Raw genomic sequence first — 20615 nt, 5'->3', positions numbered from 1 at the left:
CCGGTCTCAGTCCGCCAGCGCCTCGGCGGCTCCCGGTGCGCAGGGCGGCGTGACGTGCACGTCGTTGTGGATGTGGGCGCGCGGAAGCTGTTCGCGCACTACCTTTTCCATCTGCAGCTTGCGTTCGATACTGCTCACCTCGCCGCCGAGGACGACGACATCGCCGCGGATCGTCACCTGCACCCCGAGCTCGGCGGTGCGCGGATCCTCGGCCAGCGCCCGGCGTAGGTGCGCGACCAGATATTGCGGTCGATCCATTCACACCACCCGTTTCGGTTCGATTACTCCGAGATCGTCCAGCAATCCGAGGAAGGCCCGGGCGTAGGGCGAAATGTCGGTTTCCTTGCGCACCCGCTCCCAATCCACTTGTTCGCGCAGATCGCGTGCGATCGTCAGCAATGGGCTCAGGTCGAGTCGGTGCGCATCGAAGACCAGTAATTTGTCGATCATCAGGTCGGTCGCGCTGATCACCGGCGCCATTGTCGGGCCGACACGCATCATGTCGGCGCGATCGAGCAATTCGTCGGTGACGGCACGGTTGTTCGGCCGGTAGATCAGGTCGATGAGGACGCCGCCGTCATAGACCTTGGTCAGCCAGTCCTCGGGCGGATCGGCGACCCGCAATCCGCCGCGAGCCAGCACACCGCGGGCCTGCGACAGGTCGGCGGGTTTGATGAAGATGTCGACGTCGTGCTCCGAGGCGGGCCCGCCGCGCGCGTACACCGCGCAACCCCCCGCGACCGCGAAGCGGATACCGGCATCCGCCAGCGTGTTCACCGCCCGGGTGAGCGCGTGCAGCAGTTGGTCGATCGTCGGGACCATATGTGCGCCATACCCGCGGTTCGGTCGGCTAATCGCCTAATGCCGACGCAACCCGCTGGCCAATGTCTCGAGCCCCCGGCTCAACCACGCCTGTGTATTGCGCCGGTGCGCACGGTCATCGAACGCCGTGCGCGCCGAAGTCGATGCCCGCATCCGGTCGACGCCGGCGTTCGGCGATCGCGCCGACCGCCACCGAAACCGCCTTGCGGCTGTCCTCGTTGAGCCGGTCGGCGCCCGGCGCGGCCATATCCTCAGCCCCTACCCAATGCCCGCTCGAGCTGGCCCTTGCTCATCTTCGAGCGGCCTTTGATATTGCGCTTCTTGGCCTCGTTGTACAGCTGGTCGCGGGTCGGACCCTTCGGACCACCGCGGCCCGAGCGTTGCCCACCGCGCTGCTGTGGCGACTTGTCCTTTATCGAGGAACGGCTTGCGGTCTTCGACTGCCCGGCTCGAGCGCGATTCTTGTTGACCGTCCGCGCAGCGATTTCCTTCGCCCGCTGCTCGCTCTCGCCCCGATCCTCCGCCGAGTCCTCGATGTGCTCGTACTGCCGTTCCTGCTTATTGCTCCATTCCTTCGGCATGTCACACCTCCTGTCCGTCGAGTACCCCGGCTCGTTTCGGGAAACCAGGGCGTGGGCTCGATCGGGGGAAGACCAGCGTCGATATGCTGGCCGGGTGAAGGTGGCTCCTGGCACGTTGGTGACCGTCGCCGATGATCTGGACGCGGTGACGACGGTCGGGCACGAGGACGATCCGGCCGATGCCGGGTTGACCGACGACGACGTCGCGGCGCTGTGGGCGTCGGTGCAGGCGTGGTACCGGATGGGGACGACGCCCGCGATTCAGACCTGTCTGCGGCGCAATGGAAAAATCGTGCTGAATCGGGCGATCGGGCACGGCTGGGGGAATGCACCGAAAGACGGTCCGGATGCGGAGCAGGTGCTCGCGACGCCGGAGACGCTGTTCTGCGGGTTCTCCACGGCCAAGGGTGTGGCCGCGACGCTGATGTTCATGCTCATCGAACAGGGTGCGTTCGCGCTGAATGATCCAGTGTGCGAATACATTCCGGAGTTCGCGGCGCACGGCAAGGATGCGATCACCATCGGCGATGTGCTGTCGCATTCGGCCGGAGTGCCGTTCATTACGCCGCCGCACAAGGGCGTCGAGCTGGTGCTCGACGAGGAGTTGGCCGTACAGGGGTTGGCTGATCTGGTGCCGAGTTGGCCGCGGGGGCGGTTCCGGGTCTACCACGCATTGACCAGCGGTTTGATCCAACGGCTGCTGGTGCGGCGGGCCACCGGGAAGCGGATGCGCGAACATCTCGCCGAACAGGTGCTCGAACCGTTGGGCTTCCGCTGGAACAACTTCGGGGTCCGGCCCGAGGACGTCGACAAGGTCGTGCCAAGCGTGAAGACCGGCCCGCCACCGTCGCGCATGTCGATACTTTTGGCGCGCAAGGCCCTCGGCGGCCGGATGGACGGTGCGACCGCCAAATCCGCGAATCGGGATTTCCTCACCGCCGAACTGCCGTCGGGAAATATCGTCACCACCGCCTACGAGCTGTCCCGCTTCTACGAAATCCTCACTCGTGGTGGCGAACTCGACGGCGTCCGAATCGTCGAGCCCGACACCCTCCGCGAAGCGATCCGCCCGGCACGTCGCCTACCCGGTCTGGCCGGACGAGTCAGCACCGCGGGCTTCGAACTCGGCGCTCGTCGCTCGAAGTTCGGGCGTAACACCCAGTCGCACTTCGGCCGCAGCGGCCTGACGACCCAATACGGCTGGGCCGATCCCACCCGCGGACTCTCCGGTGCGATCCTCACCAGCGGCAAGGCCACCACCGATGCCCAGCGCCCCTGGGCTCTGGTCGCCCAGATCTCGAACACCATCGGCCAACTCGCGCCCGCCGATCGGCTGTTCGACACCGACTGATTCCGTTGTCGCGGATCGCCTCGGCGAGGATTTGTGCCGCGTGCCGAGGCCGGGCTTGCGGATCCAGGTGCTCGATTCGGGTTCGGCAGCTGAAACCGTCTGCCAGGACCAGGGTTCCGGGCTCGCGCTTGCGGATGGCCGGCATGAGTTCGTCTTCGGCGCAGGCTATCGAGACGTCGTGTCCAGGCACAGTGCGGCTACCCACTCCGGTGCGCGGCACACCCGCTGATTGTCCGCCCATTCGCTGGGTATCACCGGTCTGACCAACCCGGATACCAACAGGAGATCCTCATGAAGCAACAGGTTGGTGACTACGTCCTGCAGCGACTACGCGAGTGGGGCGTCGACCAAGTGTTCGGATACCCCGGCGACGGCATCAACGGCCTTGTCGCCGCTTTCGGTCGCGCGAACAACAAACCACAGTTCGTGCAGGCCAGGCACGAAGAGATGGCGGCCTTCCAAGCCACCGGGTTCGCCAAGTTCAGTGGGAAGGTCGGCGTCTGCACGGCCACCTCGGGACCCGGTGCGATCCATCTGCTGAACGGCCTCTACGACGCCAAACTAGACCATGTCCCGGTCGTGGCGATCGTCGGTCAGACCGCGCGCAGCGCCATGGGTGGCAGCTATCAGCAGGAAGTCGACCTGCAGAGTCTGTTCAAGGATGTTGCGAGCGACTATCTGGTCGAGGTAAATGTCTCGAGCCAATTGCCCAACGCGCTGGACCGGGCGTTCCGAACGGCGATGACCCGGCATGCGCCCACCGCGGTGATCATCCCCGCCGATCTGCAGGAAGAGCCCTACGAGCCGCCCGAACACGAGTTCAAGCAGGTGCCGTCCAGCCCACCGCATGCGCTGACCGCGACGGTGGTCGCGCCATACAACGAGATCGAACGCGCCGCCGAGATCATCGAGGCCGGATCCAAGGTCGCGGTGCTCGTCGGCCAGGGCGCACGCTCGGCCGCGCGCGAGGTGGTCGAACTCGCGGAACTCACCGGTGCGGGTGTGGCGAAGGCACTGCTCGGCAAGGATGTGCTGCCGGATGATCTGCCGTTCGTCACCGGGCCGATCGGGCTGCTCGGCAGCAGGCCGAGTTATGAGATGATGCGCGACTGCGACACTTTGGTCATCGTCGGGTCGAATTTCCCCTACACCCAGTTCATGCCGGAGTTCGGTCAGGCGCGTGCCGTGCAGATCGATATCGACGGCACCTTGATCGGCATGCGCTATCCGACCGAGGTGAATCTGGTCGGTGACGCGAAAGCCACACTGGCCGAACTCGTTCCGCTACTGCGCCGCAAGGAGGACCGATCCTGGCGGGAGAAGATCGAGCAGGATGTGGTCCGCTGGTGGGAGACGGTCGAGCGGCAGGCGATGTTGCAGGCCAAACCGGTCAATCCGATGCGCGTGGTTTGGGAACTGTCGAAACAGCTTCCGGATAATGCGATCGTCACCGCGGACTCCGGCTCGTCCACCAACTGGTATGCCCGCTGCCTGCGATTCCGCATCGGTACGCGCGGCTCGCTCTCGGGCACCCTGGCGACCATGGGGCCCGGCGTGCCCTATGCCATCGGCGCCAAGTTCGCGCATCCGGAACGACCGGCGATCGCATTGGTCGGCGACGGCGCCATGCAGATGAACGGAATGGCCGAACTGCTCACCATCGCACGCTATTACCGGCAGTGGAGTGATCCCCGGCTGATCGTGTGCGTCTTCCACAACAATGATCTGAATCAGGTCACCTGGGAGCTGCGTTCCATGGGTGGCGCACCGAAATTCGAAGAGTCGCAGATACTTCCGGAGACCTCCTACGCCGATCTCGCGCGCTGTATGGGTTTGCCGTCGGTCGCGATCGACGATCCGGATCAGCTCGCCGACGCATGGAGCCTGGCGCTGAGCGCGGATCGGCCGGTGCTGATCGATGTGCGCTGCGATCCCGAGGTGCCGCCGATTCCGCCGCATGCGACCTATGAGCAGATGAAGGACACCGCGGAGGCGGTTATGCGCGGCGATCCGGATGGCTGGCATCTGATGTGGCAGGGCGTCAAGACCAAGGCGCAGGAATTCGTGCCGCATCGGAGTTCGTCATGACCTTGCCATCGACCGAGGACGTCGTCGATCTGCTGACGGCACAGCACAAGCAGATCAAAGAGCTTTTCGCCCAACTGGAATCCGGGCAGGGCAATAAGGCGGAGCTGTTCAAGGAACTGGTCCGGTTGCTCGCGGTGCACGAGAGCGCCGAAGAGGAGGCCGTGCATCCCGTCGCCGCCCGTGCCCGTTTCGGGGCGGACAAGATGGTCGGAGACCGCACGGACGAGGAGAACCACGCCAAGCGTGCGCTCGCCGACCTATACAACCTCGGTGTCGATCACCCGGACTTCGATGGCAAGCTGGCCGAATTCGCCGATGCGGTGATCGACCATGCCAACCGCGAGGAGAACGAGGAATTCGCCCTTTTGCGCCAACAATTTTCGGTGCATCAGTTGGAGCGAATGGCGGGTTCGGTGCGGGCCGCCGAAGCGGTCGCACCGACCCGGCCGCATCCGAAGACCGGGGAATCCGCGCTGGCGAATCTGCTGGCCGGCCCGCCGCTGGCGGTATTCGACCGGGCGCGCGATGCGGTGCGGGACTGGCGTCGAGACGACGACCGATGAGTGGACGCATCGCGGCGGCGGCGGAAGTCGTCGGCTGGTGGGCGATTACGCCGCTTGGCTGGTCTTCGGCACGGCAGCTGTTGCCGGACTGATTGCCAGTGGGTGGTTGTAGTGGACGCGGTAGCCCGGCGAGGTCAGCCTTCGTGAGTGCCGGGCAGTAGGCGCGGAAGGACGGTCGAGCCCGCGGTCGCTGCGGCGGCGGAGGTTGTGGCGATGGTCCAGCCGACGGGACCCAGTGGCGTGCAACCGAAATAAGCGGACAGCCCCGGGACCATGACGACCGCGCCGAGAACCACGCCGCTGGCTGCGGTGGTGACCCAGACCAGGGGACTGCGGTGGCCGGAGACGAGTGTCTGGCCTAGTTGGGTACCGATGAGCGCGACCAGTCCGATGGTGGCCGCGCGGCGTCGGGTTCCGGTGTAGCGGCCGAGCGTCCACGCCGTGCATGCACCCGCCGCCGTGGCAACGCCGCGTACTGCGATCGTGCGGGTGAGGTCGGGACCGAGATGGGCAGGCGGAATCTCCGCCAATTGCCGTGCGCGCTGCTCGGCACCGTGCTCCACATCGTGCGGATCCGGGCTGTCGCGGTCCGGTGAAAGAGCCAGGGCCAGTGCGGGAAACATATCGGTGAGCATGTTCACCAGCAGGAATTGCCTGGTGCCCAGTGGCGCCTGTCCGCCGACCACCGTGCCGTAGACGGTGAAGGCGATCTCGCCGGCATTGCCCCCGACCAGCACGCCCACCGCGTCGGTAATGCGCTGCCACATGCCGCGTCCTTCTACCAGGGCGTGCAGCAGGGCGAACGGATCCGGATCGGTGAGCACCAGATCCGCCGCATTGCGGGCGGCCGCGGATCCGCGTGCGGCCAAACCGATTCCGATGTCCGCGCTGCGGATCGCGGCGGCGTCATTGCTGCCGTCGCCGGTCATGCCGACTACGTGTCCGTTGCGACGCAGCGCGGCCACGATGCGCACTTTCTGCTCCGGATCGACCCTGGCGAAGACGGTGCTGCGTTCGATGAGCTCGGCTTGCTCGGTATCGTCGAGCCGATCCAGATCGGCGCCGGTGGTGACGGTATCCACGGTGATGCCGAGTTGGCGGGCCACCGCCGCCGCCGTGACCGGATGATCGCCGGTGATCATCCGCACGCCGATATCGTTGTCCTGCAAGGCTGTTACCAGCGGCAGCGTCTGGGGTCGCGGGGTGTCGGCGATGCCGATGAAGCCGAGCAGCGTGAGTTCGTCCACGGCACGTTCGACATCATCGGGCTCGTCGGAGAGGTCGCGGCGGGCGACGACGAGTACGCGCAGGCCCTGTTCGGCGAGATCATCGATGACCGCCCGCGCGCGCTTGTGCACGTCTTCGGAGATCTGTTCCGCGGTAAGTGCTTTGGTGCAGCGGGGGAGTACGACTTCGGGCGCGCCCTTCACGATCAGGCGCAGCTTGCGCGTCGTTTGGCCGAGCACCGCGGCGTAGCCACGATTGGATTCGAATGGGATCTCCTCGATCTGATCCCACGGGTGCGCATCGTCGCCGAGGTTTTCGGCGGCATCCAGTACGGCGCGGTCGGTGGCGTGCAGCACCGGTCCGGCGTCCGGATCCGGGCAGGCGCGGGCGGCGGCGCGCAGCAGTCGGCGCGCATCGTCGGATTCGTCGTCTGGTGACCACTGGTTGTCCAGGTCGGCCAGCATGGTGAGCCGCAGCCGTCCCTCGGTGAGGGTGCCGGTCTTGTCGAAGCACAGGGTGTCGACGCGGCCGAGTGCCTCGACGGTGCGGCTGGCGCGGACCAGCACGCCGTAGCGCGACAGCCGACGCGCGGCCGCCAGCTGTGCCACGGTGGCGACCAGGGGCAATCCCTCCGGCACCGCGGCCACCGCGACGGCGACGCCGTCGGAGATCGCATCGCGCAGCATCCGGCCGCGTAGGCTGCCCAGCGCGGTGACCAGGGCCCCGCCCGAAAGGGTGAGCGGTAGGGCATGATTGGTGAGCTGCCGCAGTTGGGCCTGTACGCCGCCCTTGTCCGGCGGCACCGCGCCCGCGGCCGCGCGACCGGCTTGGGTGTCGGGGCCGACCGCGACCACGACTGCCAGACCCGACCCGTTCACGACGGTGCTGCCCGCGAAGATCATGCAGGTGCGTTCGCCGAGTGCCACGCCGGGTGTGGCGGCGAGATTCTTTTCGACCGTCACCGATTCGCCGGTCAGACCGGACTCATCCATTTCGAGTTCGTCCACGCGCAGTAATCGGGCATCGGCGGGCACCACATCGCCCGCGCGGACGACCAGGATGTCGCCGATGGCGAGAGCGTCCGCGGGCACGGATTCTGTGGTCGGGTCGGCCTCGTCGATCGCATCGCGGTCGATCAGGCGACCGGTGAGTTGTTCGCCTTCGAGCAGGTCCTGCAATTCGCTCTCGGCACGCTGGCGCTGACCAGCCGAGATCACCGCATTCACGGTCAGCACGGAGGCGAGAAGTATGGCATCGGACGGCTCGCCGAGTATGGCGGTGGCGACGGCGCCGACGCTGAGGATCGGTGTCAGCGGATCATCCAGTTCGTGGCGCAGATGGCGGGCGTAGGTCGTCATCGGTGCGAAAGTTCTTGTGAGCAAGCTCTGTTCGGCTCGGGCCGGAATCGCGCGCTCGTCGAGCGCCGGAGGTTGCGGTAGGCGTCCGAGTACTTCGTTGGATTCCAGTGCGTGCCAAGGTAATAGGGGTGCGATTGTGGCGGGCGGTGCGGACGCGGCGGCTCGGATGCCCTTGCGCGCCCCGGTTATCAGGGCGGTCAGCTGTGCGGCGACCATCGGTGTCGTCCGGGCGTTCCTGGTCGGAGTGACGGCGAGCAGCAACCCACCGAGCGCACACGCCGACAAGGCCAGGGTGCGGCCACGATCGCTGACCTCCCGAGCGGGCGCGACAGTCGCGAGTACGCGCTGCACCTGCCCCAGATCCCGGCAGATGGCGTCCGCCGCCCACGGCGGTTCGCAGTGATCGGCAGTGAACAACCCGAGCGCCACATCAGCTCGGGCCAACGCCTTATGGGCGCGCGGGCTCAGCACTCCGACAACCTGCCCGTCCTGCTGCAGTCGCTCGACCAGCTTGCTCACCGATGATGTCGCCGAGACGAATTCATCGGCAAGCGAACGCAATTCGTGCGCATCCTCATGCGCGACAAGCACCACGCGCAACCCGGCCCGCCGCGCCGCAGTCAACACATCATGCGCGCTCGAATCGAGCTCCCGCCCGAGCAACACCCGCCCGATCGTGCGGTCCCCATCGCGCAATTCGCGCCAGACCGGCCGAATGGTGGCACCCCGGTCCCGAGCCCCAGAGTTGGGATGCACCAGTTGCAGCGACTGGTCCTCTGTTTTCTCTTCGTCCCCCACAGTAACGGCCTGCTTGTCGCCCGCGGCGTTGTCCACGGTGGCGTCCTGCTTGTCGCCCTCGGCCGAGCCCTTCTTGTGGCCGTCGGTTGCGGCGCCCCGGGGCGTGGCCTCCCCGTCAGTCCGGGCGGCGGCTTGTTCGTCGCTCCCGGTGGTGGCTCGCGCCTTGCCTCCGGTTGCGGCCCGCTTGTGGCCGTTGGTGGCGGCTTTCTTGTTGCCCTCACTCGAGGCTTGGTTGTTCCTCCCGGTCGTGCCGCCCGCGTCCCCCTGTGTCGCGGCCTCCCGGTCCTCGGTCGGGGCTTCATCGTCACCCTCCGACGACCACATCAGTCGCTGTGCTGCGCTCCAGACCTTCCCGGTCGACCATTCGGCATCGGCCGACTCGACGTCGAGTACCAGCCGTCGCGAGGTGAGCAGAGCTTCGCCGTCGATTACCAGCGTGGTCAGCCGGTCCAAACGACGCCACGCACCTCGATGCAGTGTGAGTACCCCTGCCCGCGCGAGGACCATGTCGACGCTCGCGGCGAAGGCCTCGCGGGAGGCCCGGGCAGCTTTCGGTGCGCCGAGGCCGAGGGCATCGGCGGCGTCGCCTATGCGGCCGAGGCCGACGAATGCGGCGGTGCCGATCAGCGATCCGGCCGCTGTTTCGTCGCCGACGCGCTCGATCGGGCCGGGTGGCAGGCCGGTGGGGCGGGTGTAGGGCGGTAGGGGTTCGGTTACGTCGGGGTGTTCGCGGCACACCAGGTCGGACTCCCAGTTGCGCCATTCCAAGCGCTGGGCGATGGCCTCACCGAGCAGGAAGGTGCGCTGGGCCGTATCGGCCAGCAGATTCGTAATGCCGTCGGCGGCGTTCTCGCCGAATGCCGTTCCGATCGCGGTGACGACGGTGAGGGCCATATCGGTGCGGGAGCGCCCGAATCGGGATTCGAGCATTGTGCGCAGTCGTGGTTGGGTGTCGAAGAAAGTGGCCGCCGCCCGCACCGCGCGCGCAGGCCCACCGAACGGTAACCGCGCGCCGACCGTGCACACCGCAATGGCGAAAACCTCGCTCGCCACCTGAATTCCCGCCGCCAGCAACGGTTCCCGGTCCTCCGGGTACTCGACGGTGCGACTCCAGTCCATTTCGGCGACATTGCTGTCGGCCTCGATCCCCTCGATGACCTCGAGCAGTTCCGGCAATCCGGTCGCGCCTTCGCGCAGCGTGGCGACCACCCGACCGGTCACCGCATTGACATGCGACCACCGCACACCACGCAACTTGCCGAGCCGCTCGTCCAATGTCCGCGCCAGGGCAGCGCCGCGCTCGGAGCTCAGTCCGCGCACCTCGATCGTCGCCTTGTCCTCGCGCAGGGCGACCCGACGGTTGGCCCGCCGCTCATGCGGGTCGACGAGATCGAGCAGGTCATCGCCCAGCGGACTCTCCGGTTGGGGAGCCAATTCGTCGACTCCGGCGGCGGCGGTATCGACGACCGAAGCGGCGGCATCGGCCACGGCTTGCGCCGCATGAAACGGCGCTTCGACGAGTTGTACGCCTAGTCCGACGGCCGTCGATACCCCGGTGCGCACCACACCGGTAATCGCCGCTGCCGGTGCCTCGATCCACCACGGTGCCAAACCGTCACGCCTGCCCATATTTGGCAACTACCCGGCATCACCAGATGCAAACGGACGCCGAAAATGGTTGTCGGCTGGGATTTCAGGCACCGCGCCACGGTGCTCTACGGCACCGGATCGGCCGTCTCCCCAACGGGTATCGGCATTACATGCCGACCTTCGAACGTGAAGGTCCAAACGAATTGCGGGGTTGCCCGGCACCGTCGACGAGGACGAGGCCCACAATGGCGCGGACCGAGCACGGCCAACCACGCGACCGTCGACACCGGAAAAGTGTCAGACCCGGCCACTCGATACGACATAACGACTGTGCGCATCTGTTCCCTGATCGGAGAAAGGTGGCGCGCAAACCTCGGTTCCGTGCGATCGGCACATCGGTTTCGCACCTGCGCGCGCGGGCCTCGCCCCTTAAAACTCATGCCGACCCGAGCTAGCCTCGGGATATGTGCCGAAATATCACTGCCCTGCGTGGGCTCGAACCCGCCGCCACCCCGGAAGAAGTGCATGCCGCGGCATTGCAGTACGTCCGCAAGGTCGGCGGGCTTTCCAGTATTTCCGCAGCTACGCGCCCTGCGGTCGATGCCGCGGTCGCCGATATCGCGGCCGCGACCATGCGGCTGCTCGAACAATTGCCCGAGCGGAAGGTTCCGCCCAAGAACGTGCCGCCGCTGCGGCGGCCCGAGGTGCAGGCGCGCATCCACGCGCATTCGCACGACTGACGCTGCTCTGAGCAGATCTGCTGTCGGCAGCGTGGCGAGATTTTCGGGTAGGCGCGCGGCACGGTGGAGTCATGGCTCACGATGACAAGACACCGTTGTTCAGTTGGCGCGCCAGGGAGCAGCTGCTCAGCAGGCGGATTCTGGTGCTGGACGGACCGCTCGACGACGACAACGGCACGTTGCTGATGACGCAACTGCTCACCTCGGCGGCCGAGGATGCCGATTCCGGGATCTCTTTGTGGATCCATTCCCCGGGTGGTTCGGTTCCGGCAATGCTCGCCATTCGCGATGTGATGCGGCTGGTGCCCTGCGAGGTCTCCACCCTGGCACTCGGATTGGCTTGCAGCGCAGGGCAATTCCTTCTGTCGGCGGGTACGCCGGGTCGGCGGTTCGCCCTGCCGCACGCCAGGGTGCTGATGCATCAGGGCTCGGCCGGAATCGGCGGCAGTGCCGTCGACGTCGAGGTGCAGGCCGATGACCTGCGCTACACCGTGGAGACCGTGCTCGGCATCATCGCGGGGGACACCGGCCAGCCGTACGACCGCATCTACGAGGATTCGCTGCACGACCGCTGGTTCAGCGCGGCACAGGCCAAGGAATACGGCTTCATCGACCACATTGTCGGCTCGTTCGGGGAAATCGTGCCCCAGCGCCAGCGGATCGGAATTTCGGCATGACGTACACCATTCCCAATGTGATCGCTCAGCATCCGCGCGGCGGCGAGCGGATCACCGATATCTACTCCCACCTGCTCGCCGAGCGGATCGTCTACCTCGGGACCCCGATCGATTCCGGCGTGGCCAATGCGCTCATCGCCCAGCTGTTGCACCTGGAATCGGAGAGTCCGGAGCAGGAGATCAATCTGTACATCAACTGCGAGGGCGGCGATCTGTCCGCGATGCTCGCGGTGTACGACACCATGCAATTCATCAAGGCCCCGGTGGCGACGACCTGCGTCGGCCAGGCCATCGCCGTCGGCGCGGTACTGCTGGCCGGTGGGGAACCCGGTCGCCGCTCCTTGCTGCCGCACGCCCGGGTCGTCCTGCATCAGCCTGCCGCCCGCGGTCAGGGAGCGATTCCCGATCTGATCCTGCAGGCCGACGAGCTGGTGCGAATGCGCGCCGAAATCGAGTCGATCCTGTCGCGGCACACTGGCCAACCAGCTGAGCGACTGCGTCACGACACCGACCGCGACCGCGTCTTCACCGCCCAGGCGGCCGTCGACTACGGCCTGGTCGACAACGTGCTGGGTGCCCGCGCCGACTGATCAAGCGGCCAGTGCCATGAGGGTAGGTCCAGCACTGGCTCGCGGCGTGCCCTGCCGGACGGAGGTGAGCCGACGATGAGTGCGTAATTCGTCGGCCACCTGCTCGGTGAGACCGAACAGGGTGGTGCCGAGCGCACCGGCCAGCGCCGCGATCATCTCGCTCGACGGTTCCTTGCGGCCACGCTCCACCTCCGAGAGGTACTGCGGCGAAATACCCGCGCGACTTGCGGTTTCGACGAGGGTCTCGCGTTGCTCACGCCGCAGCGTGCGCAGCCGTTCGCCGAGCACCTCGCGCCACAGCGGTTCCTCGGTGTGGCGAGGTCGGTTGTCGCGTCCGCCCTGGATCGAGTGCAGCTCGGTCATAGGGAGAGCGTACGGCCGCGCTGGCCGATCCGGCCTGGCATTACGCTGTGGGCGGACAAGCCGACGAAGGCCCCATGCCAACGGACACAGGGCCTTTCGCATCGAGTCGAGATCAGGGCAGCGGAATCCACTGGCCGAAGAACCAGAAGCCATGGCCTGGGGCTGCTGATCATGCCGCTGCCGGTCCTGGCGCTGATCCCCGCGCTGCTGACCGTGGCCCTGCTGTTGCTGCTCGATACCCGGACGCTGATCCTGCCCGGATCGGCGCTCGCCGCACCCGCGCCCACGCCCAGCAGGCCGACCAGCACACCGCCCGCGATCGCACCGCTCGGCGAGATCGAAGGGAATCTCGTATCCACTTAGCGCAGTAGCGAATTCGGGGTCGAGATCGGTGGTCCACGGATCTGTGCACAGCGCGTAGGTTTCTTCGAGGGTGCGGCCGGCTTCGAACGCTGCCGACACCTCGGCGCGTACATCCGGGGCGGACCGTGCCCCCGAAGCAAGGAGATAGCAGATGACCATCCGCAAGGTGACCGTCCTCGGAACCGGGGTACTGGGATCGCAGATCGCATTCCAGACCGCATTTCACGGATTCGATGTCATCGCCTACGACATCAGCGACGAGACCGTCGCGGGTGCTCGCGACCGTTTCGCCAAGCTCGCGGCGACCTATCGCATCGAAGTGCCGGGCGGTGATACCAAGGCCGAGACGACCGAGGCGGGCATCGTCGCGACGACGGATCTGGCCGCGGCCGTGCAGGATGCCGACCTCGTGATCGAGGCGGTGCCCGAGGTGCTCACCATCAAGGAGCAGACCTACCGGCAGCTGGGCGAACTCGCACCGGCGAAGACGATCTTCGCCACCAATTCGTCCACCCTGCTGCCCAGCGATATCAAGGACTACACCGGCCGCCCCGACAAATTCCTCGCGCTGCACTTCGCGAATCAGGTGTGGCGACACAACACCGCCGAGGTGATGGGTACGCCCGAGACCGATCCGCAGGTCTTTCGGGCGGTCGTCGAGTTCGCCGCCGGGATCGGCATGGAGCCGATCGAGTTGCACAAGGAGAAGGCGGGTTACGTCCTCAATTCGCTGCTCGTGCCGCTGCTCAATGCGGCCATGGCGCTCGGCGCGGGCGGATTCGCCGAACCGGAGGCGGTCGACAAGACCTGGCGGATCGGCACCGGCGCACCGGTCGGCCCATTCCAGATGCTCGACGTCATCGGACTGACCACCCCTTACAACATCCTGGTCAACGGCGGCGAAGAGGGACAGCAGCTCGCGGCCTGGCTCAAGACCAACTACATCGACAAGGGCAAGCTCGGCATCGCCACCGGAGAGGGTTTCTACAAGTACTCCGAATAGCTCACAGCACGACCACCGGATGCGGTTATTCCGGCGCGGGCTCGGGTTCGGGAGATTCGTCGGGGGGTGCGGTGACGACGTCGATCTGCTCGCCGAGGTAGCGGGCTACCACGGCGAGGACCGCCGCTACCGGTACCGCGAGGAAGGCGCCGACAATGCCGTAGAGGGAGCCGCCCGCGGTGATCGCGACCAGGACCACCACGGCATGCAATTTCATGCTGCGGGCCTGCAGGACCGGTTGCAGCACATTGCCTTCCAACTGTTGGACGGCGATGATGATGCCGAGCACGATCAGCGCGGTGGTGACGCCATTGCCCACCAGCGCGACGAGCACCGCCAGCGCCCCGGCGACGAACGCGCCGACCATCGGCACGAAGCCGCCGATGAAGGTGATCACCGCCAGCACGAATGCCAGTGGGACGTGCAGGATCACCAGTCCGGCGCCGATGAACACCGCGTCGATCAGACTTACCAGCGCCTGTACGCGGATGAATCCGCCGAGGGTGGACCAGATGCGATCCAGCACCTCCTCGAGGTGCCTGCCGCCGCGACTGCCGAGCACGGCATGCACCCACGGCAACAGCCGTGGACCGTCCTTGACGAAGAAAAACGCCAGTACCAGCACCAGAAACAGCGTCACCAGCGTGGAGGTCGCGGTGGTCACGCCGGTGAAGACGCCCGAGGCGATCTGTTCCGAACTGGACTTCAGCCGCTGCGTGATCGCGTCCACCGCGGCTTGCAACTGTTCGTCGCGTATGCGCAGCGGCGGACCGTGCAGCCAATCGCGCACCTTGTTGACACCCTCGGTGGATTTATCGGCCAGCTCCGGGGCCTGGTCCACGACCGACGGGACGATCAGGGCGATGACACCGGCGAGGACTCCGATGAATCCGAGCAGGGTGACCGTTGCCGCGGCGCCGGGCCGAAAGCCGTGCGCGGTGAGCCAGCGGGTCGGCGGCCACAGTATTGTCGCGACGATCAGCGCCAGCGCGATCGGCAGCAGCACTACCCAGAGCGCGGCGATGACGGTGCCGAGCACCCACGCGCCCGCCGCGATCGCCACAATGCACAGTGACCATTTGGCCAGCCAGATGAGTCCCTTGCCGATCGCGTCGCCGCGATCGCGAGTCGGTGGGCGGGTCTTCTCGGTGCCTTCCTGCTCACTCACGCCGTCAGTCTGGCACGGTCGACGGCCGGGCGGTGCCATCATCGGCACGCTGCGCAGGACTCAGCGGCTCGAGCGCTGCCGAGTCATTAGCGGCGAACCAGGTCTGATGGAAGGTGAATGCCAGCGCGGCGAAGACGCCCACAATCGCGACGCCGAACGGGAACGGGTAGTTCGCCATCGGCAGCGCGAGGAACCGCACGCACAGCAGCACCCCCGCGAAGGTCGCGATACCGAAGGCCACCACCTGGGCGCGGCCGCGATCCCAGTCCCGGTCCGGATCGCGCAGCACGGATTCGACGGTCAGGCACAGTGCCGCGCCCGCGACGAGATCGACGCCGTAGTGGGCACCGAGACCGAGCGTCGCGACGAGGGTGCAGACCAGCCAGAACGTACCTCCCCAGCGCAACCAGAGCGGTCCGCGCCGGGAGTGGATGAACAGCGACAGCGCCCACGCCGTATGCAGTGACGGCATGCAGTTACGCGGTGTGATGCCGTCGAAGGGCATCGAATCGACCGAGGACGGCAGTGCCGCAACGACATTCGGCCAGATATCGGCGAGTTCGAAACCGTGGCCCTCCGGGCCGAACGCGAGCACCGGCCCGACGACCGGGAAGACCACATAGAACAGCGGGCCGACCACACCGAGCGTCAGGAATGTGCGTACCAGATAGTGCCGTGGCCACATACCCGCGGTGACGCCGCGCAGCTGCCACGCCGCGACCACAATGGCCGCGACCGGCAGTTCGAAATACACCCAACGCACCACACCCAGCGGCACCGGTCCTGCCGCGCCGAGTACCTGTCCGATGAGCCACGACGGATTGCCGAGCGCGTGATCGGCCAGTTCCGCATAGGGATCCAGGACGGTCGGGCAGGCCCATGCGGTGATGTCCAGCCAGATCTCGCCGACCTTCGTCGCCAGAATCAGCAGCGCACCGAGAGCGATTGTGCGCAGCGCGGTTTCGCGTCGCGCGCCGGTCCAGCGCACCGCGGCGATCACCGCCAGCGCGGTGAGCACAATCGTCGGACCGTTCCCGACCGTGAACAACCGCCCCTCGATCGCGCGAATGATCACGAAGACCACATCGATGCCGACCGCGGCCGCCAGCGCACGTACCCGCACATTCCAGGAGACGCCGATCAGCGCCAGCAGAAACCCGGCCCACGGCGTGGTCGCCGACTTGGGCCGCCCGACGTAGTCCCAAGAAAGACTGGTCAGCGGCCCGAGCGCATTGATATGCACGGCCATCAACTGCCCAGCGATCAACACCGCGACCGCGCCCGCGATACTGCCCCAGATCAATCGAGTTCGCCACGGACGCGCAGTGCCCACTTCCCCCGGGGGTGCAACCGATCTCTCCTGCGCGTCCTGAATCAACATCCCGACATCGTAAACAGGATGTGAACACCATCGTGCGTCCCGATTAACGCAGCCTGTGAACTCACTGCGCGCGCTTGCGGACCGGTCAGTGCCGGAGCTTGCTGAAGCGCCGGCTGGGGTGGCCGGTTATCAGGGGCGGACGACCATGACCGGGCAGTGCGCGGTCTGGACCAGTGCATCGCTGGTGGAGCCGAGCAGCAGTCCGCGGAATCCGCCGCGCCCTCGGCTGCCGACCACGAGCAGTTGGGCCGATCGCGACCATTCGCGCAGTGCCTGCCGCGGACCCGACAGATACACCTTGCGGACGACCTGCACGTCCGGGTACTTCTCTTGCCAGCCGGTGAGCTGCTCGGCCAGGATCGCCTGCCCGGTGGTCTCGGCGTCGTGATCGCAGACACCGTAGGGGAGGCCGGCGACGCGATCGAAATACAGGTCGCTCCAAGCGTGGACGGCGACGAGTCGGGTTCTGCGTTCGCTGGCTTCGGCGAACGCGGCCCCGACGGCGGCCGTGCTTCCCGGTCCGCCGTCGATACCGAGCACAACCGGGCCGACCCGCCGAGTCTGCTGTTCGGTGCCGGTGTGACGCACGACCACGATCGCACCGCGTCCATGGCTGGCGACCGCGAGCAGCGTCGATCCGAGATAGTTCAGGCTGCCGCCGGAACCCGCCGTGCCGATCGCGACCAGATGCGCCGCCTCGGACAGCTCGATCAACAGGTGTGCCGGATTGGCTTCGGAGAGTTCGGTTTCCACGGTCAGGCCCGGATCGACCTGATGGGCGAGTCGGCGTGCGGCGCGCAGCACGTCCGCGCCTTCGCGGCGGATCGCGTTGATCACCGGGGGCATGATCACGTCGTACATCCCGTAGACCGACCCCGCCGCCGCAAGGTCGAGACCGTGCACGATGCGCAGCCGCCTGCCCCGCTGGGAGGCGGTCTCGGCGGCCCAGCGGACGGCGAGATCTGCCGCCTCGGAGCCGTCGGTTCCGACCACTACTTCGGCCGACGCCAGCCGGTGAGATTCATCGCGGTGCTGGGCGGTCATGGGAAGTCCCTTCGGGTTCCGAGATTGCGGCTACCCGTAGGTTAGGAATTCGAGGTGGTCGCACACGCCTGGCATTGGTCACCAACCGCAGGGCACAAAGGCCGCTCATGTCTGCATGGTGTTCGGATGGCGCAGCACCCGGACGGCCCCGCCTGGGTGACACGGTTCAGGTTCACATGGTTCAGGTTCACACGTTCAGGGCAACGGTGCCGACCAGCGCAACGTCGTGCCCCCGTGCTCGCCCTTGATCACGCTGAAACTGCCGCCCGCCTGCTCGGCGCGTGTCGCCAGATTCGCCAATCCGCTCATCCGTGCCAGGTCGTCGGGCACGCCGACACCGTCATCGGTCACCTCGATGGTGACATCGTCGCGCACCCGGAGCCGCACCGATACCGCCGTCGCCGACGCGTGCCGCACCGCATTGCTCACCGCCTCGCGCAGCACCGCTTCGACATCCTCCGACAGCGGCGGTGTCAGCACCGAGACCGGACCGGCGAGGCGAATCGTGGTGCGCAACCCGCTTTCGCCGATCATGTCGGCGACGATGCCGTGCAGCCGTTTGCGTAGCGTCGGAGAATCCGCGGTGGTGCTCTCGTGCAGATCGAAGATCGAATGCCGGATTTCCTGCACGATCGACTGGACGTCCTGAATGGTTTCCGTGAGCCGAGATCTGACCTCGGGCACGCGGACCCGCTGGACAGTGCCCTGCAGCGAGAGACCGACCGCGAACAGGCGTTGGATGACATGGTCGTGCAGGTCACGCGCGATCCGGTCGCGGTCGGAGAGCACGTCGAGTTCGCGGCTGCGGCGCTGGCTTCGGGCAAGTTGCAGTGCCAGCGCGGCTTGGACGGAGAAGTCCGCCATCATCGCCTGCACTGCGATGTCGATCGGCCCGGCCGCTGGTGGACGCAGGACCGTGAGCACACCGATAACCGTCCGTTCGGCCCGCAGTGGCAGCACCAGCGCCGGACCGAATTCGGTCGAGTTGCCGAACCGCAGGCTGTATTGGAGCCGATCGACCGAAAGGACCCGGTTCTCCCGAAATGCGATGCCCGAGTGCGATTCGTTTATCGGAATGCGCTGTCCGGTCAGCTTTTGCGCATCGACACCGGCCGCGGCGACCACGACCAGATCGGTCACTTCGTCGGGCGGAATATCCGGATCTTCGGGCAGTGAGAGGAAGCTGCACGCCGATTGGGTCAGCTGCAGTGCCCGGTCGGTGACCAACTCCAGCACTTCGTTCGATTCGCCGCCGGCGAGTAGTTCGGTGGCCACATCGCGGTTGGCTTCCAGCCATTGCTGGCGGATTCGGGACTGTTCGTACAGGCGGGCGTTGGCGATGGCGATACCCGCGGCGGCGGCCAGCGCCCGCACCACGACCTCGTCGTCGTCGGTGAATTCCTGCCCACCGGCCTTCTCGGTCAGGTACAGGTTGCCGAAGATCTCGTCGCGAACCTTCACCGGTACGCCGAGGAAGGTGTGCATCGGCGGGTGGTGGGCGGGGAAGCCGACCGACGAGGGATGCTTCGAAAGATCCCGCAGCCGAATGGGTTTCGGTTGTTCGAAGAGCAGGCCGAGGACTCCGTGACCGCGCGGCAGATCGCCGATCATGATCCGGGTGCGGTCGTTGATGCCCTCGTAGACGAATTCGGCGAGCTCGTTGCTGGTGTTATCGGTTTCGCGCACGCCGAGCGCGCCGTATCCGGCGTCGACCAACTCGATGGCGGTGTGCACGATCGAGCGCAGCGTGTTGTCCAGGTCCAATCCGGCGGTGACGACCAGCATGGCCTCGATCAGGCGGTCCATCTGGTCGCGGACGCCGACCATTTGGGCGATGCGGTCCTGGACTTCGCCGAGAAGTTCACGAAGTCGCAGTTGAGACAAAGTTTCCGTCACCGGTGGCTGACCGGAGTCGGTCGACTCGTCTGCCATGATTTGTATTCTGCCCGGACTTCTTACCCCATGTCACGCCGAGCGAAACCACAAATCGCTCACTTCTGCTGCATGGTGTGCGCGTTGAGTTTGGAGGCCAGCACCGCTGCTTGGGTGCGGCGTTCGACCCCGAGTTTGGTCAGCAACCGGGACACGTAGTTCTTCACGGTTTTTTCCGCCAGGAACATCCGGCTCGCGATCTGCCGATTCGTCAGCCCCTCACCCAGCAGATTCAGCAGCGTCTGTTCCTGTTCGCTGAGACCGGCCAGCGGTCCCGTCTTGGCCTCGGCCTCCTCGCGCAGCTTCGCCATGAGGGCAGCGGCCGCGCGATTGTCGAGCAGCGACTTACCCGCGCCGACCTCGCGAATGGCCTCGACCAGCTCCACCGTGTCGATGTCCTTGACCACATACCCGCTGGCCCCGGCCAGAATGGCATCGAGCATGGCCTGCTCGTCGGTGAACGAGGTGAGTATCAGACACCGCAGCTCAGGATGCTGATTCAGCAGTTCGCGACACAGTTCGATGCCATTGCCATCGGGCAGGCGCACGTCCAGAACCGCGACCTGCGGGCGCAGCGCGGGGATGCGCGCCAACGCCTGCGAAGCCGTGCCCGCCTCGCCGACGACTTCGAGATCGGGCTCGGAGTCGATCAGATCCTTCACACCGCGACGCACGATCTGATGGTCGTCGACCAGGAACACACTCGTCATCGCAACACCTCCGCTGCTCCCTCCAGCGTAGCCCCGCCGACATGCGCATTTGGACGGTCGAACGCCATGCGTAGGCAGCGAGGCAGATGTCGAGAAGGCCCCACGACCAGCGCATTATCGAGTTACTGCATGGTGAGGATGTCGGGGCGGGGGCGGCGGGGGTTCTCGAAGGTCGATGGTCACCCGTCGGGTCGGGCCGAGCACCGGGTGCCGAAGGTCAGGTGTGGCAGTGACTTTCGGCCCTGCCGTCGTGGACGTCGCGGATG

At 66.5% G+C, this 20615-nt stretch carries 20 protein-coding genes; 9 read left to right on the top strand and 11 right to left on the bottom strand.

Going from position 1 to position 20615, the window contains the following annotated elements:
- Positions 1-6: 6 nt before the first annotated feature.
- From ACQPXH_RS27360 to ACQPXH_RS27345, 4 genes are all read right to left on the bottom strand, one after another.
- Positions 7-258, bottom strand: a complete 252-nt coding sequence (locus ACQPXH_RS27360; RefSeq protein ID WP_063043059.1) for a BON domain-containing protein — start codon at positions 256-258, stop codon at positions 7-9.
- Positions 259-822 carry a nucleotidyltransferase family protein gene (locus ACQPXH_RS27355; protein WP_433599342.1) on the bottom strand — a complete coding sequence of 188 codons (564 nt, stop codon included), beginning with the start codon at positions 820-822 and terminating at the stop codon, positions 259-261.
- Between the two features lie 115 nt (positions 823-937).
- Positions 938-1069 carry a hypothetical protein gene (locus ACQPXH_RS27350; RefSeq protein ID WP_433599341.1) on the bottom strand — a complete coding sequence of 44 codons (132 nt, stop codon included), beginning with the start codon at positions 1067-1069 and terminating at the stop codon, positions 938-940.
- Positions 1070-1073: 4 nt separating this feature from the next.
- Positions 1074-1403: a plasmid stabilization protein gene (locus tag ACQPXH_RS27345; protein WP_433599340.1), complete on the bottom strand. Its 330-nt coding sequence runs from the start codon at positions 1401-1403 to the stop codon at positions 1074-1076.
- Positions 1404-1497: 94 nt separating this feature from the next.
- On the opposite strand from ACQPXH_RS27345, the gene ACQPXH_RS27340 reads away from it, so the two are divergent.
- From ACQPXH_RS27340 to ACQPXH_RS27325, 4 genes are all read left to right on the top strand, one after another.
- On the top strand, positions 1498-2754 hold the full coding sequence (locus tag ACQPXH_RS27340) for a serine hydrolase domain-containing protein (protein WP_433599339.1): 1257 nt from the start codon (positions 1498-1500) through the stop codon (positions 2752-2754).
- 40 nt (positions 2755-2794) lie between these two features.
- Complete coding sequence (locus ACQPXH_RS27335) at positions 2795-2983, top strand: hypothetical protein (RefSeq protein ID WP_433599338.1); 189 nt, start codon at positions 2795-2797, stop codon at positions 2981-2983.
- A gap of 62 nt (positions 2984-3045) precedes the next feature.
- Positions 3046-4842, top strand: a complete 1797-nt coding sequence (locus ACQPXH_RS27330; RefSeq protein WP_433599337.1) for a thiamine pyrophosphate-requiring protein — start codon at positions 3046-3048, stop codon at positions 4840-4842.
- Positions 4839-5405, top strand: coding sequence for a hemerythrin domain-containing protein (locus tag ACQPXH_RS27325; protein WP_433599336.1), 567 nt, complete (start codon positions 4839-4841; stop codon positions 5403-5405). Before ACQPXH_RS27330 ends, ACQPXH_RS27325 begins: the two co-directional genes overlap by 4 nt.
- A 134-nt stretch (positions 5406-5539) precedes the next feature.
- Here ACQPXH_RS27325 and ACQPXH_RS27320 read toward each other — a convergent pair whose 3' ends face one another.
- Complete coding sequence (locus ACQPXH_RS27320) at positions 5540-10417, bottom strand: HAD-IC family P-type ATPase (RefSeq protein WP_433599335.1); 4878 nt, start codon at positions 10415-10417, stop codon at positions 5540-5542.
- 425 nt (positions 10418-10842) lie between these two features.
- Between ACQPXH_RS27320 and ACQPXH_RS27315 the strand changes: the two genes are divergently transcribed.
- The 3 genes from ACQPXH_RS27315 (at position 10843) to ACQPXH_RS27305 (ending at position 12385) form a co-directional block, all read left to right on the top strand.
- Positions 10843-11118, top strand: a complete 276-nt coding sequence (locus ACQPXH_RS27315; protein ID WP_063043074.1) for a DUF2277 domain-containing protein — start codon at positions 10843-10845, stop codon at positions 11116-11118.
- 71 nt (positions 11119-11189) lie between these two features.
- On the top strand, positions 11190-11795 hold the full coding sequence (locus ACQPXH_RS27310) for a ClpP family protease (RefSeq protein WP_433599334.1): 606 nt from the start codon (positions 11190-11192) through the stop codon (positions 11793-11795).
- Entirely contained in the window at positions 11792-12385 is a 594-nt protein-coding gene (locus ACQPXH_RS27305) for a ClpP family protease (protein WP_063043076.1), read from the top strand. The genes ACQPXH_RS27310 and ACQPXH_RS27305 overlap by 4 nt, the downstream gene beginning before the upstream one ends.
- Here the strand turns inward: ACQPXH_RS27305 and ACQPXH_RS27300 are convergent, their stop codons facing one another.
- Entirely contained in the window at positions 12386-12748 is a 363-nt protein-coding gene (locus ACQPXH_RS27300) for a helix-turn-helix domain-containing protein (RefSeq protein WP_433599333.1), read from the bottom strand.
- 171 nt (positions 12749-12919) lie between these two features.
- Between ACQPXH_RS27300 and ACQPXH_RS27295 the strand changes: the two genes are divergently transcribed.
- The gene (locus tag ACQPXH_RS27295; RefSeq protein WP_433599332.1) at positions 12920-13111 is read left to right on the top strand and encodes a hypothetical protein; all 192 of its coding nucleotides are present in this window, start codon (positions 12920-12922) and stop codon (positions 13109-13111) included.
- A gap of 151 nt (positions 13112-13262) precedes the next feature.
- The gene (locus ACQPXH_RS27290) at positions 13263-14114 is read left to right on the top strand and encodes a 3-hydroxyacyl-CoA dehydrogenase (protein WP_433599331.1); all 852 of its coding nucleotides are present in this window, start codon (positions 13263-13265) and stop codon (positions 14112-14114) included.
- Between the two features lie 25 nt (positions 14115-14139).
- Here the strand turns inward: ACQPXH_RS27290 and ACQPXH_RS27285 are convergent, their stop codons facing one another.
- The 5 genes from ACQPXH_RS27285 to ACQPXH_RS27265 form a co-directional block, all read right to left on the bottom strand.
- Positions 14140-15321 carry an AI-2E family transporter gene (locus tag ACQPXH_RS27285; protein WP_433603597.1) on the bottom strand — a complete coding sequence of 394 codons (1182 nt, stop codon included), beginning with the start codon at positions 15319-15321 and terminating at the stop codon, positions 14140-14142.
- Complete coding sequence (locus tag ACQPXH_RS27280; protein ID WP_433599330.1) at positions 15287-16663, bottom strand: DUF5933 domain-containing protein; 1377 nt, start codon at positions 16661-16663, stop codon at positions 15287-15289. The genes ACQPXH_RS27285 and ACQPXH_RS27280 overlap by 35 nt, the downstream gene beginning before the upstream one ends.
- A 129-nt stretch (positions 16664-16792) precedes the next feature.
- On the bottom strand, positions 16793-17707 hold the full coding sequence (locus tag ACQPXH_RS27275) for a universal stress protein (protein ID WP_433599329.1): 915 nt from the start codon (positions 17705-17707) through the stop codon (positions 16793-16795).
- A 195-nt stretch (positions 17708-17902) separates the two neighbouring features.
- Positions 17903-19639 (bottom strand): sensor histidine kinase, encoded by a 1737-nt coding sequence (locus tag ACQPXH_RS27270; protein WP_433599328.1) that lies wholly within the window; start codon positions 19637-19639, stop codon positions 17903-17905.
- A 59-nt stretch (positions 19640-19698) separates the two neighbouring features.
- Positions 19699-20349, bottom strand: a complete 651-nt coding sequence (locus ACQPXH_RS27265) for a response regulator (protein WP_433599327.1) — start codon at positions 20347-20349, stop codon at positions 19699-19701.
- Positions 20350-20615 lie beyond the last annotated feature (266 nt).

It is taken from the genome of Nocardia sp. CA-135953 (assembly GCF_050955735.1).
In the GTDB taxonomy this organism is placed as follows: domain Bacteria; phylum Actinomycetota; class Actinomycetes; order Mycobacteriales; family Mycobacteriaceae; genus Nocardia.
The sequence above is the reverse complement of the archived record's forward strand: the minus strand, read 5'-3'. Positions and strand labels throughout refer to the sequence as shown.